Source organism: Burkholderia sp. L-4 (genome assembly GCF_056856535.1).
In genome coordinates this window covers 884,284-900,404 of record NZ_JBXEOX010000001.1, presented here as the reverse complement: position 1 = coordinate 900,404, position 16,121 = coordinate 884,284, and the positions used below count along the sequence as shown (strand labels likewise).

The following is a 16,121-nucleotide window of genomic DNA, read 5'->3' as shown; positions in this document are numbered from 1 at the left end:
CCGCGGAAGCGCAAAGCTTTTGACGCGGGGCCGCCCGCCGCTGTCGCCGCCGCGCCGCGCCGGGCTGCCCGATTCGCGCACGCACGGTGAAACCGGGTACCATCGCCGCGAGCATCCGCATCGCCCGCGACAATCGCCCGACCGTCATCGATGCGTCACGCCAGCGTCATCCGTCGACCCCATGAAGCCTGCCCGCCCTCGTCCGCCTCGTCGCATCCTCGCCCGCTTCGTCGCGGTGTCGTGGCGCGACCTCGCGCTGTCGATCGGCCCGACCGTCCTGCTCGCCGCCGCGGCCGTCTGGCTCGCCGTCAGGCTGATCCAGCCGGCGCCGCCGTCCACGCTCGTGATCTCGTCCGGCCCGCCCGGCAGCACGTACTGGAACGCCGCGCAGAAGTACAAGACGATCCTCGCGAAGAACGGCGTCACGCTCGACGTCCAGTCGTCTGAAGGATCCGCGCAGAACCTCGCGCGGCTGTCCAACCCGAACGCGCCGGTCGACGTCGGTTTCGTGCAGAGCGGCATCGGCCCGAAGGAGCGCGACGAGCACCTCGTGTCGCTCGGCAGCATCGGTTACGTGCCGCTCGCGATCATGTACCGCGGCCCGGTGGTCGCGCGCCTGTCCGACTTCAAGGGCAAGCGGCTCGCGCTCGGCGCGGAAGGCAGCGGCGCGCGCGAGCTGAGCCTCGCGCTGCTGAAGATGAACGGCATCGTGCCGGGCGGCTCGACCGAGCTGCTGCCGACCGCCGGCGAGGACGCGGCAACCGCGCTGCTCGACGGCAAGATCGACGCGGCGTTCCTGTCCGGCGACTCGACGCAGATCCCGGTGATGGCGAAACTGTTCCGTGCGCCGGGCGTGCACGTGTACTCGTTCACGCAGGCCGAGGCGTACGCGCGGCGCTTTCCTTACCTGACCGCGATCACGCTGCCGATGGGCGTCTACGATCTCGGCCGCAACCTGCCGCCGGCCGACATCCACACGGTTGCACCGACGATCGAACTCGTCGCGCGCGATTCGCTGCACCCCGCGCTGTCGGACCTGCTGATCGAGGCCGCGCGCGAGGTGCACGGCCACGCGACGATCCTGCAGCACGCGGGCGAGTTCCCGTCGTCCGTCACGCGCGGATTCCCGCTGTCCGACGACGCCGCGCGCTACTACAAGTCGGGCAAGACCTTCCTGTACCGGCGGCTGCCGTTCTGGGTCGCGAGCCTGGTCGACCGGCTGCTGGTGGTGGTCGTGCCGCTGATCGTCGTCCTGATTCCCGGGCTGCGGCTCGTGCCGTCGCTGTACGGCTGGCGCGTGCGCTCGCGCATCTATCGCTGGTACGGCGCGCTGATCGCGCTCGAGCGCAGCGCGCTCGGCGAGCACACCGCCGAGGAACGCGTCCAGCTGCTCGACCAGCTGGACGACATCGAGGAAGCCGTGAACCGGATGAAGATGCCGCTCGCGTACGCCGGGCAGTTCTACGTGCTGCGCGAGCACATCGGCTTCGTGCGCGAGCGACTCACGTCGCACGACCCGGATACGCCGGCGGCCCCGCCCGGCGCGGGCGGGCCGCCGCCGGCACGCGCCGAAGCCGCGCCGCCGCCGGCCGACGGCGCCCCCCGGGCGACTCCCGGTTCCGCGTGAGCGGACGATCCGCGATCATTGCTGCATGCGCGTGCCGCCGCGTAACATGGAGGCCGCCGCCAGGCGCCGCACGCCCCACCCTCTGGAGAACGACATGACAACCGGCCTCGATACCGCCCAACCTGCCTGGTTCTTCGACTTCGTGTCGCCGTTCTCGTATCTGCTGCTCGAGCAGCACGACAAATGGCCGGACGTGCCGTTCGAACCCGTCGCCGTCTCGCTGCTCGACCTGCAGCGCCACTGGGGGCAGCGCCCGAGCGCCGACGTGCCGGCCAAGCGCGTGTTCACGTACCGTCACGCGCTGTTCCGCGCGGAACAGCTCGGCATTCGCTTCAAGATGCCGCCCGCGCACCCGTTCGATTCCGACAAGCTGCTGCGCCTCGCGATCGCGCTGCGCGCCGACATCGCGACCGTGCTGGAAATGTTCCGCTTCATCTGGCGCGAGGGCAACGATCCGTCGACGCCGGAAGGCTTCGCGGCGCTGTGCGAGCGCGTCGGCGTCGGCCATGGCGATGCGCTGATCGAATTCGAGGAAACGAGCGCGCAACTGGCCCGCAACAACGCCGATGCGATCGCGCTCGGCGTGTTCGGCGTGCCGACGTTCTGGATGAACAAGCAGTTGTTCTGGGGCGAGGATGCGCTGCCGATGGTGCTGTACTGCGCACGCACGCCGAACTGGCTCGAATCGCGCGAGGTCAAGCGGATCAGTGCGCTGCCGAAGGGTCGCGCGTGATGGCCGGTATCACGCACGCCAACGCGCGGCTGCGGTAAGGTTACGCGTCACCCGAATCACCCCCATCCGATGGAAGACGACGACCGTACCGCCTCGCTCGATATCTGGCTCGTGCGCGTGTTGCGCACGCTGCTGCTCGAGCGCAGCGTCACGCAGGCCGCGCTGCGGCTGAACCAGACCCAGCCCGCGATCAGCACCGCGCTGCGCAAGCTGCGCGAGACGCTGAACGACCCGATCCTCGTGCGCGGCAAATCCGGCATGGTGCCGACCGAATACGGCGCATCGCTGCTCGAGGCCGCGTCGCGCGCGCTGCGCGAGGTCGACTTCATCGCGACGCCGCACGGCGACTTCGATCCGTCGTCCGCGCGGCGCACGTTCCGCGTCGCGGCGCCCGACTACCTGAACGATTTCTTCATGCCGACGCTGATCGAGCGCTTTCGCGACGCGGCGCCGCATGCGCATCTGGAAATCGACTCGCTGAATCCCGCGCTCGACCACGCGGGCGCGCTCGAATCGGGCGCGCTCGACCTCGTGATCGGCAACTGGCCGAAGCCCGACCCGCGGTTCGTGCGCCAGGATCTCTTCTCCGACACGATCGTATGCCTGATGCGCGATACGCATCCGCTCGCGCACGTGCCGCTCACGCGCGAAGCGTATGCGTCGGCCGCGCACGTCGCGCCGACGCCGTACACCGGCGACAAGCGCAACGCGATCGAGATCGGCCTCGCTCGTGCGCGCCTCACGCGGCGCATCGTGACGACGCTGCCGTACTTCGGGATCGTGCCGCAGGTACTGCTGCAGTCGGACCTGATCTTCACGACGACGCGCCGCTTCGCGACGCACTATGCGCAGTTGCTGCCGCTCGTCGTCGTCACGCCGCCCGTGCCGTTCCCGCGCATCAAGAGCTACCTGCTCACGCATCCGCAGCCCGACCGGCCGACCGACATCGCGTGGCTGGGCGCGCTGATGCAGAGCGTGTCCGACGAATTGACGGTCGCCCGCACGCGCAAGCGCTGATACGCGGCCGCTCAGGCCGTGCAGAAGGTTTCCTGCAGATGGGTCCAGCGCACGACGCCCGCCGCGTCGCGCTCGAACACGGCCGTCGCGCGGCGCGCAGGCAGCGCGCCCGCCGCCGCGTGCTGCGCTTCGAGATAGGTGATCACCGCATGCGATGCGTCGGCCGCGAGCACGCGGATCTCCGACAGCGTGATGCGCAGCCCCGGCTTCGCGCCGACGAGCTTCGCGAACAGCGCGCGCGTGCCGTCACGGTCGACCACGCGGCCATCGGTCAGGATCATCGTGAAGCCGGGGGAAAACGCGGCGAGCAGCGCGTCGAGCGCCGCGGGCGCGGTGTCGATGCCGGACAGCCAGCGCTCGATGGCGGCGACGCTCGCATCGAGCGCGTCGAGATAGATCGGGTGATCGGACATGGCATGTGCACGGTGACGGGATGCGCAGCCCGATGCCGCGCATTGCCGTGCAGTGTATGCAAAAACGCGCGGCCCTGCGCCGGCCGCGCGGTGCTACCGCGAGCAGGACACCTCGTCGCATGCGCGGCCGGCCGCCAGCGCCTTCGCATCGGCCACCGGCATGCCCGAGCGCGCCTGCAGCAGCTCCGCGCACACGGCCACCGCGATCGCGCCCGGCGCCTTGTCGACGATACCCGCGACGCCGATCGGGCACACCATCTCCACGAGCCGCGCCGGATCGACACCGCGCGCGGCGAGCCGGCGCTCGAACTTCACGCGCTTGGTGCGCGAGCCGATCATCCCGAAGTACGCGTAGTCGCGCCGCCGCATGATCCGCGCGGCGAGCGAGAAGTCGAGCGCGTGGTTGTGCGTCATCACGAGGAAGTACGCGCCCGGCGGCGCCGCGTCGACGACGGCCTCCGGCGTGTCGGTCGGCTCCGGCTGCACGTTCGGCGGACATTCGTCCGGGAACAGCTCGTCGCGCGTGTCGACCCACTGCACGACGCACGGCAGCGCGCCGAGCAGCGTGACGAGCGCGTGACCGACGTGCCCGGCGCCGAACAGCACGATGTGCATCGGCGCCGGCGCGCCGCTCGCGCGGTTGCGCTGGCCGGTGCCCTGCGCGAACGCCGGGGCCGGCGCGGTGCGAAGCGAACGTGCGGGGCCGTTCATGTCAGCCTGCCTGCGTGGCGCGGGCCGCACGCACTGCCGTGATCGCGCGCAGGATCGACGCGCCGGTGGCCGGCGCGTCGAGCGGCGGGTTCACCCGGTAGTCGCCCACGGCCGCGACCGCGTCGCGCACCGCGAAGAACACCGAGAACGGCAGCAGCAGCGGCGGCTCGCCGACGGCCTTCGAACGGTGGATGCTGTCCTCGATGTTGCGGTTCCGGAACAGCCGCACGTTGAACTCGGGCGGCGTGTCGTTCACCGTCGGGATCTTGTACGTCGACGGCGCGTGCGTCATCAGCTTGCCGCCCTTGTTCCACCACAGCTCCTCGGTCGTGAGCCAGCCCATCCCCTGGATGAACGCGCCTTCGACCTGGCCGACGTCGAGCGCCGGGTTCAGCGACGCGCCCACGTCGTGCAGCGCATCGACGCGCAGCGTGCGCATCTCGCCCGTCAGCGTGTCGATCACGACTTCCGACACGGCCGCGCCATACGAGTAGTAGTAGAACGGCCGGCCCTGCAGCTTCGACTGGTCCCAGTACAGCTTCGGCGTCGCGTAGAAGCCGTCGGACCACAGCTGCACGCGCGCGAGGTACGCCTTCGCGATCACTTCGCCGAACGGCACGCCGTGGCCGCCGACCGACACGACGTCGTTGCCGAACGTCACGTCGGCCGCCTCGACCTTGCCGTCGCCGAACTGCTTCGCCGCGAACACCGCGAGCCGCTCGCGCAGCTGGCGCGCCGCATCCTGCGCGGCCTTGCCGTTCAGGTCGGAGCCCGTCGACGCGGCCGTCGCGGACGTGTTCGCGACCTTGCTCGTGTCGGTCGCCGTCACGCGGATCCGGCCGAAGCGGATGCCGAGCTCGTGCGCGACGACCTGCGCGACCTTCGTGTTGAGCCCCTGCCCCATCTCCGTGCCGCCGTGGTTCACCAGCACCGAGCCGTCGGTGTAGATGTGCACCAGCGCGCCGGCCTGGTTGAAGTGCGTGACGTTGAAGGCGATGCCGAACTTCACCGGCGTGATCGCGATGCCCTTCTTCAGCACCGCGTTGCGCGCGTTGAATTCGCGCACGCCCGCGCGCCGTGCGCGGTAGTCGCTCGTCGCCTCGAGTTCGCCGAGCAGCTCCTGCAGCACGTTGTCCTCGACCGTCTGCCCGTACGGCGTCACGTTGCGTTCGGTCTTGCCGTACAGGTTCGCGTAGCGCACGTCGAGCGGATCGCGGCCGAGCGAACGCGCGACGTCGTCGAGGATGTACTCGATCGCGAACGCGCCCTGCGGGCCGCCGAAGCCGCGGAACGCGGTGTTCGACTGCGTGTTGGTCCTGCCGCAGTAGCCGGCGATGGCGACGTCGCCGAGCCAGTACGCGTTGTCGAAGTGGCATACCGCGCGCGTCATCACCGGGCCCGACAGGTCGGCCGAGAAACCGCAGCGCGACGTCATGTCGAGCGCCACGCCGTCGATGCGGCCGTCGTCGTCGTAGCCGACGTCGAAGCGGTAATGGAAGTCGTGCCGCTTGCCGGTGATCATCATGTCGTCGTCGCGGTCCGGACGCAGCTTCACCGGGCACAGCAGCTTCCACGCGGCGAGCGCCGCGCAGCACGCGAACAGGCCCGACTGCGATTCCTTGCCGCCGAACCCGCCGCCCATCCGGCGGCATTCGACGAGCACGTTGTGCGACGCGACGCCGAGCACATGCGCGACGAGGTGCTGCATCTCGCTCGGGTGCTGCGTCGAGCAGTACACGTGCATCCCGTCGTCGTCCTTCGGCACCGCGTAGGCGATCTGCCCTTCGAGATAGAACTGCTCCTGGCCGCCGAGCAGCATCTCGCCCGACTCGCGGTGCGGCGCGACGGCGAGCCGCGCGGCCGCGTCGCCGCGCGCGAGCTTCAGCGGCGGGATCACGTAGGTTTCGGCCGCGCGCGCCTCCTGCGCGGTCAGGATCGCCGGCAGTTCCTCGTAGTCGACCTGCGCGCGGCGCGCGGCGAGCCGCGCGATTTCGTGCGACGTCGCGACGACGATGAACATCGGCTGGCCGACGAACTGCACGATGCCCTTCGCGAGCACCGGGTCGTCGTGGATGATCGGGCCGCAATCGTTGACGCCGGGAATATCGTCGGCCGTGAACACGGCGACCACGCCCGGCGTCGCGCGCACCGCGTCGAAGTTCATCGACACGATCCTCGCGTGCGGCTTCGCCGACAGGCCGAGCGCCGCGTGCAGCGTGCCCGCGACGACCGGAATGTCGTCGGTGTAGGTGGCGCGTCCGCTGACGTGCAGGTGCGCGGATTCGTGCGCGCGCGACACGTGGACCTGCGCGGCGTCGGCTTGCGGGTCGAGGGTGCTCAGGAACGGTTCTGCTTGCTGGTTCATTGTCGGGGTTCTCCGTCTTCAGACGCGCGCCGCGCCGGCGCCGGCTTCGGCGGCCACTTCACGCACATTCAGGGCTTGCGGCGGCAGCGGGTCGTGCGGGCGCGTCTCCAGCCAGAATCGGTACATCAGGTTCTTCGCGGTATCGAGGCGGTACGCGCTCGTCGCGCGCATGTCGGACAGCGGCTGGTAGTCGCGCTCGAGCGCCTGCATCGCGGCCTGCGCGGTGGCTTCGTGCCATTGCGCGCCGTCGAGCACGGCTTCGGTGTGGGTCGCCCGCTTCGGCGTCGCGGCCATCCCGCCGAACGCGATGCGCGGCTCGCGGATCGTGTCGCCGTCCGCGATGAACGCGAAGGCCGCGCACACGGCCGAGATGTCGGAGTCGAACCGCTTCGACAGCTTGTACGTGCGGAACTGCAGCTTCTCGCGGGCGCCGGTGCGGGTCGGCACCTTCAGGCCGACGACGAATTCGTGCGGCCCCATGTCCTTCTGCTGGTACCCCGTGTACAGCGCTTCGAGCGGCAGCTCGCGCACCGTGTCGCCGCCGCGCAGCACGACGCGCGCGCCGAGCGCGATCAGGCCCGGCATCGAATCGCCGATCGGCGAGCCGTTCGCGACGTTGCCGCCGATCGTGCCCGCGTTGCGGATCGGCAGCGACGCGAAGCGCTTCCACATCTCGGTCAGTTCCGGGTACGTGCCGGCCAGTGCCGCATAGGCCTTCTCGACCGTCACGCCCGCGCCGATCTCGATCCAGTCGCCGCGTTCGGCGAGGCGCTGCAATTCGGCGATCCGGCCGACGTAGATCAGGTCGTCGAGCCGGCGCATCTGCTTGGTGACCCACAGGCCGATGTCGGTACTGCCCGCGAGGATGCGCGCGTCGGGACGCTCGGCCTTCAGCGCGGCCAGCGCGTCGAGCGTGCGCGGCGCCGCGAAGCGCGCGCCGTCGCTCGTCGTGTAGTCGAACGTGTCGTCGCGCTTGAGCGACGCGAGCGTGCGGGCCAGCGCGGCCGTGTCGACCGGTGCCGACGGCGCCGGCGCATCGAACATCTGCACGGCCGCATCGACGATCGGGCGATAGCCGGTGCAGCGGCACAGGTTGCCGGTCAGCGCATCGGCGATCTCGGTGCGCGTCGGCACGTCCTTCGCCTTCGTGCACGCGCCGGCACAGCCTTCGTGGCCATGCTTCTCGTACAGCGCCCACATCGACATCACGAAGCCGGGCGTGCAGAACCCGCATTGCGAACCGTGGCAGTCGACCATCGCCTGCTGCACCGGGTGCAGCGCACCGTCCGGCTGGCGCAGGTCCTCGACCGTGAGCAGCGCCTTGCCGTCGAGCGTCGGCAGGAACTGGATGCAGGCATTGACGGCCTTGAACTCGACCGCGCCGGCATCGGTCAGCTCGCCGACGACGACCGTGCACGCGCCGCAGTCGCCTTCCGCGCAGCCTTCCTTGGTGCCGGTGCAATGCGCGTCCTCGCGCAGGTACTGCAGCACGGTGCGGGTGACGTCCGCGCCGCTGACTTCGCGGATCGCGTGACGATGGTAGAAGCGGATCGGCTCACTCATGTCTCGATGGTTCTTCAATTGGGGGGCAAGGCGGCCTGCGCGGAGCGCCCGACCGACGTTTTTCTGACAGTTTGCACGCTATCACCATCAAATTTCGCAACCCATAGCCCATCACGCATGGGGCCCATATAACTGCCGCGATATGAGCGCCGGGGCCGCCCGCGGCCCTTTCCGCACGGTACTCCGCGCCCGTGCCCGACGCGCCCGCAGCCATCCGCCATCGCCGAAAACAGGTCGCGATGAACTAAATGGTACCTGCGGGAAAACCGGTTCCATGGGAAAATCCCGATTCCCTTTTTCGCCGTCTTCCGTCTGCTTCGTTCATTCGTTCCGACCCCATGTCCTCCGATTCCGCCACACCGCCGCGCAGCGGGTTCGCGGTCACGCTGCAAATCGTGTCCGTCGTTTGCTTCACGTTCATCTGCTATCTGACCATCGGCCTGCCGCTCGCGGTGCTGCCGGGCTTCGTCCATGGCGACCTCGGCTTTTCCGCGATCGTCGCGGGCGGCGCGATCAGCGTCCAGTACTTCGCGACGCTCGCGTCGCGGCCGCTCGCCGGACGCCTGGCCGATACGCTCGGCCCGAAGCAGACGGTGCTGCGCGGGCTGATCGGCTGCGGCGCGTCGGGCGTGCTGCTGCTCGTCGCGCTGCTGCTCGCGCGCTGGCCGGTCGCGAGCCTCGTGCTGCTGGTCGCAAGCCGGCTCGTGCTCGGCGTCGGCGAAAGCCTGTGCGGCACCGGCGCGATCCTGTGGGGCATCGGCCGCGTCGGCGTCGCGCACAACGCGAAGGTGATCTCGTGGAACGGCATCGCGACCTACGGCGCGCTCGCGCTCGGCGCGCCGGTCGGCGTCGCGATCGCGAATACGCTGAACCCGGCGCTGATCGGCGTGATCGTGATCGCGCTGGCCGCGAGCGGCTTCTACCTCGCGCGCCTGATCGCCCCGGTGCCGCTCGTGCACGGCGAGCGGATGTCGTATGCGAGCGTGTTCACGCGCGTGCTGCCGCACGGCCTCGGCCTGGCGCTCGGTTCGGCCGGCTTCGGCTCGATCGCGACCTTCGTCACGCTGTACTACGCGGCGCGCCACTGGCCGAACGCCGCGCTGTCGCTGACCGTGTTCGGCACGCTGTTCATCGGCGCGCGGCTGCTGTTCGCGAACACGATCAAGACCTACGGCGGCTTCCGCGTCGCGATCGTGTCGTTCGCCTTCGAATGTTCGGGCCTGTTGCTGCTGTGGCTCGCGCCGGTACCGCACATCGCGCTCGTCGGCGCCGCGCTGACGGGTTTCGGCTTCGCGCTGATCTTCCCGGCGCTCGGCGTCGAGGCCGTCGCGCTCGTGCCGCCCGCGAGCCGCGGCGCGGCGCTGTCCGCGTATTCGGTGTTCCTCGACCTGTCGCTCGGCATCACGGGCCCGCTCGCGGGCTATGTCGCGGGCGCGTTCGGCTATCCGCAGGTGTTCCTGTTCGCGGCGGTGGCCGCCGCCGCGGGCGTCGCCCTGTCGATGATGCTGTACCAGCGGCAGGGGCGCGTGGCGGGGAGCGGCGCCGCGGCCTGACCATGCCGTGCGTCGGACGGCAGCCGGTCGCGCCCGTCGCGCCGCCGGCGCCTCAAGAAAAACGCCTGCATCGCGCAGGCGTTTTTTATTCGTCGGCGACCGCGACGCTCAGGCCGTCCGCAAGAACAGCCGGCGCGTCAGGTCGAACGCGACGAGATTGCCGGCCACCACGAGCAGCAGCCCGATCACCGCGAGCGGCGACCACTGGTAACCCTCGAACACCGTCGACACGGCCAGCGCGACGATCGGGAACAGCACCGTGCAGTACGCGGCGCGTTCCGGCCCGATCCGGCCGACAAGCGTCAGGTACGCGGTGAAACCGATCACCGAGCCCGGCACGGCGAGGTAGACGAGCGCCCCCAGATAGCGCGGGCTCGTATCGAGCGTGAACGGCATCCCGGCCGCCACGCTGCCGACGGTCAGGATCGCCGCGCCGATCAGCATCGCCCAGCCGTTGGTCACGAGCGGGTGCAGCCCCATCGACTGCATCCGGCTCGACAGCAGGTTGCCGATCGAGAAGCACATCGTGCCCGCGAACGCGATCGCGAGCCCCGTCCAGGTCGCATGATCGTCGAGATGGCCGGCCATCTGCTGCCAGAACAGGCACGCGATGCCGGTCAGCCCGAGCAACGCGCCGGCGATCGCCGACGGCCGCAGCGGGCGGCCCATGAACAGCCGGCCGTTGATCGAATTCAAGAGCGGCGCGGTCGAGAAGATCACCGCGACGAGGCCGCTCGGCACGACCTGCTCCGCATAGTAGAAGCACAGGAAGTTCACGCAGAACAGCGCGAAACCCTGCGCGACGAGGAAACGCCACGCGTCGCGCGGCGGGCGCACCGGCCGGCGCATCACGCGCAGCAGCGCGAACAGCACGACGGCCGCGAGCCAGAAGCGCCATGCGATCGACACGGGCGGCGGCACCGAGCCGAGCTGCCACTTGATCGCGATCCAGGTGGTGCCCCAGATCAGCACGGTGACGAAATAAAGCGACAGGTTCATGGCGGCAATCCGGAAAATCGGGTGAATCGGGATCCCGACTATGCCGCCGCGCGGGGCGGGACGATTGTCCGGAATTGCGGTCTTTTTCGGGACGCCGCACGCGCTGCCGCGCGCCCGCTTATACTCGGCCCATCATGAGCCTCTCCCTCTCCGCCCCACCCGTCGACCACGCCGCCGCCCTGGCCGGCGGCGATCTGCCGTTCGGCCTGCAGTCGGTCTGCCGCACCCTCGCCGAGGCGAACGCGACGCTCGAGCGCTTCGCGTGGCTCGGCGACCACCTCGCGATCGCCGAATGGACGCGGATCACCGACGAAAGCGAGACGGTCTACGAGCAGCCCGGCCACCACACGCTGTCGTGCTACCTCGACGGCGGCTACCGGACCGAGCGCCAGCGCGTGCCGCGCTACGGCGCGCCGAGCCTGCTGTGCGCGCTGCCGGGCGACCATGAATCGCGCTGGTGGGTGCGCGGCGAGATGCACTTCGTCCACCTGTATTTCCTGCCCGAGCACTTCACGCAGCGCGCGATCCGCGAACTCGACCGCGAGCCGCGCGAGCTGAAGCTCGCCGATCGCACCTATTTCGAGGATGCGCGCGTCGCCGCGCTGCTGCGCTCGCTCGCGCTCGACGGCTGGGACGACGCCGACGAGCGGCTGCGCGTGAACGAGACCGCGCACGAGGTGCTGAGCCTGCTGCTGCGCGGGCAGAGCACGACGCGCACCGACACGACGTTCCGCGGCGGGCTCGCGCCGGCCGTGCGCCGCCGCGTGCGCGACTACATCGACACCTATCTCACGCAACCGCTGACGCTCGGCGAACTGGCCGAGGTTGCCGCGCTGTCCGAATACCACTTCTCGCGGATGTTCCGGCTGTCGTTCGGCCGCGCGCCGCACGCGTGGGTGGCCGAGCAGCGCCTCGCACGGGCGCGCGAGCTGCTGCGCACGACGGCATTGCCGCTCGCGCAGGTCGCGGCCGACTGCGGCTACGCGAACGCCGGCCACTTCAGCCACCGCTTTCGCGACGCGCACGGCACGACGCCGAATACGTACCGGCGCGCGATGCAGGGCCGCTGAGCGCGGCCCGTTTTCACGCTTTCCCGCTTACGCGCCGCGCCGGGACAGTTCCTGCTCGAGCGCCGCCACACCGGCCGGCAGGTCGACCGGCACCTTCAGGTCGACCATCGTGCGGCCGAACGCATGCAGCGTGCGGAACAGGTTGTGTTCGCGGCACTGCTCGCCCATCTGCCCGATCCGTACGATCGGCAACCCGAACGAGCCCGAGATCTCGACCTGGTACTGCTTCGAGATATGGCCGCAGACCATGCCGGGCGTCAGCCCTTCCGGCGTCTCGATCCCGACCACCGAATTGAGCCGGCAGTCCTTCGGCGCGTAGAGCCTGAGCCCCATCGACTCGACCCCCGCCTGCAGCGCGAGCGAGCAGCGCAGATGGCGCGCAAAGCGGCTTTCGAGCGTCTCCGCGCAGACGAGCCGCAGCGCCTCGTGCAGCGCCAGCACGCCGGACACGGGCGCCGTGTAGTGATAGCCGGCGTTGTGCCAGAAGTTCTCCGCGAGCGCCATGTCGAGGCACCAGTGCGCGTTCGGCTCGGGGCGATGCTTCATGCGCTCCCACGCGGCGTCGGAGAAGGCGATCAGCGACACGCCCGGGATCGACGACAGCCCCTTCTGGCCGCCGGTGATCACCGCGTCGATGCCCCACGCGTCCATCTCGAGCGGCATCGTCGACAACGTGCACACCGCGTCGACGACGACCAGCGCGCCGGCCGCCTTCGCGAGCGCCGCGATTTCGCGCAGGTCGCGGTTCCATACCGTGTTCGACGTCTCGCCCTGCACGATCGTGACGATCTCGGGCCGCTCGCGCGCGATCGCATCCGCGATCTCGTCGAGGCTCGCGACCGCGCGGTCGGCCACCTCGAGCGTCGCGACGTCGGCGCCGACGCGCGTGGCCATCTCGGCCATCCGCGCGCTGAAGAAGCCGTTGCGGATCGACAGCACGCGCGTGCCGCGCCACGCGAGGTTCGAGATCGCCATCTCCATCGCCGCCGAACCGGGGCCCGCGACGCCGAGCACCCACTTCGTGCGGGTCTGGAACACGTAGCGCGCCATCTCCTTCACCTGCTCGATGATCTTCGCCATCGTCGCGCCGAGGTGGTTGATCACGATCGTGTTCGCCTTCGCGACGGCGGCCGGAATCGGAACCGGGCCGGCCCCCATCATCAGCAGCGGTTCTTCGGGCAGGATCGCGTCAAGCGGCACGACGACGGGGCAGGGAATCGGCGAGTAATCGATGGACATGGCTGGCAAGAGGTGAGGAAAGGACATGCTCGGACGCTCGCCGCACGGCATGGCGAACTGATCGATCATTCCGCGTTCCGCGGCCTCGCGCAAGAGGCACGCGCGGCCGGACAGCGCGACGGTGGCCCGGTCGCCGGACCGGGCCAGCCGCCCGCGTGCGTGTCGCGCGATGGCCATCCCGATTGAAAAGGGATGGCGGGCCGGTCGTGAAACGGTTCCATTCGGCTTCCGCCTCGCGTGATTTTCTTCGCCAATAACGTCGCGATTCGCCGATACCGGTGGCATGCGACGACTTTCGCGTCAGTCGAAATAGACCGGCTGCCCGATAAAAACCGCCGCCCGGAATGCGGCATGCAATATCGCCCCCACCCGAAAAACATCCATTACCGCAGCATGTATTGGGGAGCGACTCCGCAAATTAACGAAACCAGGCCACCTTATCACCCTACAAGCCATTGATTAATATAGATAATATTCGCCACCTTGGCGCATATTCCAATACCGCGTCAGTTTTGCGCGGTACGCAAATGCTGCATTGCAACGTTTAACCGTTACCCGTGATTTCGATTTTCCGCAACCCGCCCATTTTCTCAGGTTGACGAATATAGGTTCAGTATTGAACAATCGTCTGCGGAATCGAAAAAAACGATTTTTCGATACGAGGGAGAACTGGGGTCGTGCGATGGGCTTTCGAGGTCGCATGGCGAAAAATCACAACCATAATCAATCAACCGGGCCAGAAATACGCAAGCCATGAACCAGATTCAGACCATGCGTGTATTCGTCTGCGTCGCCGAGCAGCAAAGCTTCCGGCGCGCGGCGCACCATCTCGGCGTGTCCAATGCACTCGTCACGCGTTCGATCGCGATGCTCGAGGGCCACCTGAACACACGGCTGATCCACCGCACCACGCGCAACCTGTCGCTCACCGAGGCCGGCGTGCGCTACCTCGACGGCTGCCGCGCGCTGCTCGAGGAATTCGACCACCTCGAGTCGTCCGTCACGCATGCCGTGCGCGAGCCGGCCGGCACGCTGCGCGTCGTCGCGTCGGGGCTGCTGTCGCCGCTGGCGCTGACGCCGCTCGTCAGCAGCTTCCGGCTCCGCTACCCCGAGCTGCGCGTACAGCTGACCGTCGCCGAGGGGCCGCTCGACGTGCTCGATTCGGGGTACGACGTCGGCATCGTCACGGGCAACCGGTTCGACGGCAATCCGTCGCTGATCGGCCATGCGCTCGCGCCGAACCCGTTCGTCGCATGCGCGGCGCCGGCCTATCTCGACCGGCGCGGCGAGCCGCGCGCGCCCGACGACCTGCCGGGCCACGACTGGGTCACGCTCGCGCCGCACCAGCATGCGCCATCGTGGCAACTGGTCGGCCACGACGGCGTCGCGCATTCGGTCACGGTGCGCCCGGCATGCACGGTCAACCAGCTCGCGCTGGTGCAGGCCGCCGCCGTGGCCGGCGCGGGCATCGCGGTGCTGCCCGAGCCGTGCGTCGCCGACGCGCTCAACAGCGGCACCCTCGTGCGCCTGCTGGCCGGCTACCGGATCGACGATCCCGACACGCAACTGTCGCTCGTCTACCCGAACCGTCAGTACGTGCCGGCCCGCACGCGCAGCTTCGTCGAGCACGCGCTCGACCACTTCAGCGCACCGGCGCCCCGCGACCGGACCGACTACGGCTTCCTGCGGCCGCCGCGCGGGCCCGAGCGGCCCGACATCGTCACGGGGCTGCAGTAAACTGCGCGCGTCAGCCATCGGAGGTGCAGCGTGCGCGTGATCCTGTTCAGCAGCCGGCAGTACGACGACGATTCGTTTACCGCCGCCAACCGGCAGTTCGGCTATCGGCTGCATTTCCAGCCGTCGCACCTCGACGCGGAAACCGCGATCCTCGCGCACGGCTATGAAGTCGTGTGCCCGTTCGTCAACGACACCGTCGACGCGGCCGTGCTCGAACGGCTCGCCGACGGCGGCACGCGGCTGATCGCGCTGCGCTCGGCCGGTTTCAATCATGTCGACCTCGCGGCCGCCGCACGGCTCGGCATCACGGTCGTGCGCGTGCCCGCGTATTCGCCGCATGCGGTTGCCGAGCACGCGGTCGCGCTGATCCTCGCGCTCAATCGCCGGCTGCCGCGCGCGGTCGCGCGCACCCGCGAGGGCGACTTCTCGCTGAACGGCCTGCTCGGCTTCGACCTGCACGGCAAGACCGTCGGCGTGATCGGCACCGGCATCATCGGCAGCGTGTTCGCGAAGATCATGATGGGCTTCGGAATGCACGTGCTCGCGCACTCCGTGCCGCCGTACAGCGACGAGCTGATCGCGTTCGGCGCGCGCTACGTCGAGCTCGACGAGCTGCTGCGCCACGCCGATATCGTCAGCCTGCACTGCCCGCTGCTGCCGTCGACGCACCATCTGATCAACGGGCAGACGCTCGCGCGCATGAAGCACGGCGCGATGCTGATCAACACCGGCCGCGGCGGCCTCGTCGATGCACAGGCGCTCGTCGACGCGCTCAAGAGCGGCCAGCTCGGCCACCTCGGGCTCGACGTGTACGAAGAGGAAAGCGGGCTGTTCTTCGAGGATCACTCCGACCTGCCGCTGCAGGACGACGTGCTCGCGCGCCTGCTGACGTTCCCGAACGTGATCGTCACGTCGCACCAGGCGTTCTTCACACGCGAGGCGCTGGCCGAGATCGCGCATACGACGCTGCTGAACATCGAGGCGTGGCACGCGGGCACGCCCGCGAACGTCGTGAGCGCGAATCGCTGACGCATCGCACGCACTCCCTCAACAATCCCGCCTTTTGTTTCGACTGACGTAACGCGGCACGTGCG

Annotated in this window: 13 protein-coding genes; 7 read left to right on the top strand and 6 right to left on the bottom strand. The window is 69.3% G+C overall.

Annotation, left to right across the window (positions count from 1 at the left end; all coding sequences use genetic code 11):
- The first annotated feature begins 181 nt into the window (after window positions 1-181).
- The 3 genes from AC1VVG_RS04185 to AC1VVG_RS04175 all read left to right on the top strand — a co-directional run bounded on the left by AC1VVG_RS04185 (window position 182) and on the right by AC1VVG_RS04175 (window position 3,377).
- Entirely contained in the window at window positions 182-1,627 is a 1,446-nt protein-coding gene (locus AC1VVG_RS04185) for a TAXI family TRAP transporter solute-binding subunit (RefSeq protein ID WP_482835285.1), read from the top strand.
- 94 nt (window positions 1,628-1,721) lie between these two features.
- Window positions 1,722-2,360 carry a DsbA family protein gene (locus AC1VVG_RS04180; RefSeq protein WP_034187240.1) on the top strand — a complete coding sequence of 213 codons (639 nt, stop codon included), beginning with the start codon at window positions 1,722-1,724 and terminating at the stop codon, window positions 2,358-2,360.
- Between the two features lie 69 nt (window positions 2,361-2,429).
- Complete coding sequence (locus AC1VVG_RS04175) at window positions 2,430-3,377, top strand: LysR family transcriptional regulator (RefSeq protein ID WP_034187239.1); 948 nt, start codon at window positions 2,430-2,432, stop codon at window positions 3,375-3,377.
- Between the two features lie 11 nt (window positions 3,378-3,388).
- Here the strand turns inward: AC1VVG_RS04175 and AC1VVG_RS04170 are convergent, their stop codons facing one another.
- The 4 genes from AC1VVG_RS04170 to xdhA all read right to left on the bottom strand — a co-directional run bounded on the left by AC1VVG_RS04170 (window position 3,389) and on the right by xdhA (window position 8,429).
- A complete protein-coding gene (locus AC1VVG_RS04170; RefSeq protein ID WP_034187238.1) occupies window positions 3,389-3,790 on the bottom strand; it encodes a nuclear transport factor 2 family protein in 402 nt (133 codons plus the stop codon).
- 93 nt (window positions 3,791-3,883) lie between these two features.
- Entirely contained in the window at window positions 3,884-4,501 is a 618-nt protein-coding gene (gene xdhC, locus AC1VVG_RS04165) for a xanthine dehydrogenase accessory protein XdhC (protein ID WP_034187237.1), read from the bottom strand.
- Window position 4,502: 1 nt separating this feature from the next.
- Complete coding sequence (gene xdhB, locus AC1VVG_RS04160) at window positions 4,503-6,866, bottom strand: xanthine dehydrogenase molybdopterin binding subunit (RefSeq protein WP_482835284.1); 2,364 nt, start codon at window positions 6,864-6,866, stop codon at window positions 4,503-4,505.
- Between the two features lie 18 nt (window positions 6,867-6,884).
- Entirely contained in the window at window positions 6,885-8,429 is a 1,545-nt protein-coding gene (xdhA, locus tag AC1VVG_RS04155; RefSeq protein ID WP_482835283.1) for a xanthine dehydrogenase small subunit, read from the bottom strand.
- Window positions 8,430-8,767: 338 nt separating this feature from the next.
- On the opposite strand from xdhA, the gene AC1VVG_RS04150 reads away from it, so the two are divergent.
- A complete protein-coding gene (locus AC1VVG_RS04150; RefSeq protein ID WP_034187234.1) occupies window positions 8,768-9,982 on the top strand; it encodes an MFS transporter in 1,215 nt (404 codons plus the stop codon).
- Between the two features lie 108 nt (window positions 9,983-10,090).
- Here the strand turns inward: AC1VVG_RS04150 and AC1VVG_RS04145 are convergent, their stop codons facing one another.
- Window positions 10,091-10,981: a DMT family transporter gene (locus AC1VVG_RS04145; RefSeq protein ID WP_034187233.1), complete on the bottom strand. Its 891-nt coding sequence runs from the start codon at window positions 10,979-10,981 to the stop codon at window positions 10,091-10,093.
- Between the two features lie 134 nt (window positions 10,982-11,115).
- Between AC1VVG_RS04145 and AC1VVG_RS04140 the strand changes: the two genes are divergently transcribed.
- Window positions 11,116-12,051 (top strand): AraC family transcriptional regulator, encoded by a 936-nt coding sequence (locus tag AC1VVG_RS04140; RefSeq protein ID WP_034187232.1) that lies wholly within the window; start codon window positions 11,116-11,118, stop codon window positions 12,049-12,051.
- A gap of 27 nt (window positions 12,052-12,078) precedes the next feature.
- Here AC1VVG_RS04140 and AC1VVG_RS04135 read toward each other — a convergent pair whose 3' ends face one another.
- Window positions 12,079-13,290: a pyridoxal-phosphate-dependent aminotransferase family protein gene (locus AC1VVG_RS04135; RefSeq protein WP_034187452.1), complete on the bottom strand. Its 1,212-nt coding sequence runs from the start codon at window positions 13,288-13,290 to the stop codon at window positions 12,079-12,081.
- A gap of 753 nt (window positions 13,291-14,043) precedes the next feature.
- Here AC1VVG_RS04135 and AC1VVG_RS04130 point away from each other — a divergent pair.
- Together AC1VVG_RS04130 and AC1VVG_RS04125 are read left to right on the top strand one after the other, a co-directional pair.
- Window positions 14,044-15,027, top strand: coding sequence for a LysR family transcriptional regulator (locus AC1VVG_RS04130; protein ID WP_124607841.1), 984 nt, complete (start codon window positions 14,044-14,046; stop codon window positions 15,025-15,027).
- A gap of 30 nt (window positions 15,028-15,057) precedes the next feature.
- Window positions 15,058-16,056, top strand: a complete 999-nt coding sequence (locus tag AC1VVG_RS04125; RefSeq protein ID WP_226251606.1) for a 2-hydroxyacid dehydrogenase — start codon at window positions 15,058-15,060, stop codon at window positions 16,054-16,056.
- Window positions 16,057-16,121 lie beyond the last annotated feature (65 nt).

What these genes read in the sequence shown, in the direction of transcription:
- AC1VVG_RS04170 (WP_034187238.1), bottom strand. Translation starts at nt 3,790, where the DNA reads ATGTCCGATCACCCGATCTATCTCGACGCGCTCGATGCGAGCGTCGCC.
- xdhC (WP_034187237.1), bottom strand. Translation starts at nt 4,501, where the DNA reads ATGAACGGCCCCGCACGTTCGCTTCGCACCGCGCCGGCCCCGGCGTTC.
- AC1VVG_RS04140 (WP_034187232.1), top strand. Translation starts at nt 11,116, where the DNA reads ATGAGCCTCTCCCTCTCCGCCCCACCCGTCGACCACGCCGCCGCCCTG.
- AC1VVG_RS04145 (WP_034187233.1), bottom strand. Translation starts at nt 10,981, where the DNA reads ATGAACCTGTCGCTTTATTTCGTCACCGTGCTGATCTGGGGCACCACC.
- AC1VVG_RS04180 (WP_034187240.1), top strand. Translation starts at nt 1,722, where the DNA reads ATGACAACCGGCCTCGATACCGCCCAACCTGCCTGGTTCTTCGACTTC.
- AC1VVG_RS04130 (WP_124607841.1), top strand. Translation starts at nt 14,044, where the DNA reads ATGAACCAGATTCAGACCATGCGTGTATTCGTCTGCGTCGCCGAGCAG.
- xdhA (WP_482835283.1), bottom strand. Translation starts at nt 8,429, where the DNA reads ATGAGTGAGCCGATCCGCTTCTACCATCGTCACGCGATCCGCGAAGTC.
- AC1VVG_RS04185 (WP_482835285.1), top strand. Translation starts at nt 182, where the DNA reads ATGAAGCCTGCCCGCCCTCGTCCGCCTCGTCGCATCCTCGCCCGCTTC.
- AC1VVG_RS04135 (WP_034187452.1), bottom strand. Translation starts at nt 13,290, where the DNA reads ATGTCCATCGATTACTCGCCGATTCCCTGCCCCGTCGTCGTGCCGCTT.
- AC1VVG_RS04150 (WP_034187234.1), top strand. Translation starts at nt 8,768, where the DNA reads ATGTCCTCCGATTCCGCCACACCGCCGCGCAGCGGGTTCGCGGTCACG.
- AC1VVG_RS04175 (WP_034187239.1), top strand. Translation starts at nt 2,430, where the DNA reads ATGGAAGACGACGACCGTACCGCCTCGCTCGATATCTGGCTCGTGCGC.
- xdhB (WP_482835284.1), bottom strand. Translation starts at nt 6,866, where the DNA reads ATGAACCAGCAAGCAGAACCGTTCCTGAGCACCCTCGACCCGCAAGCC.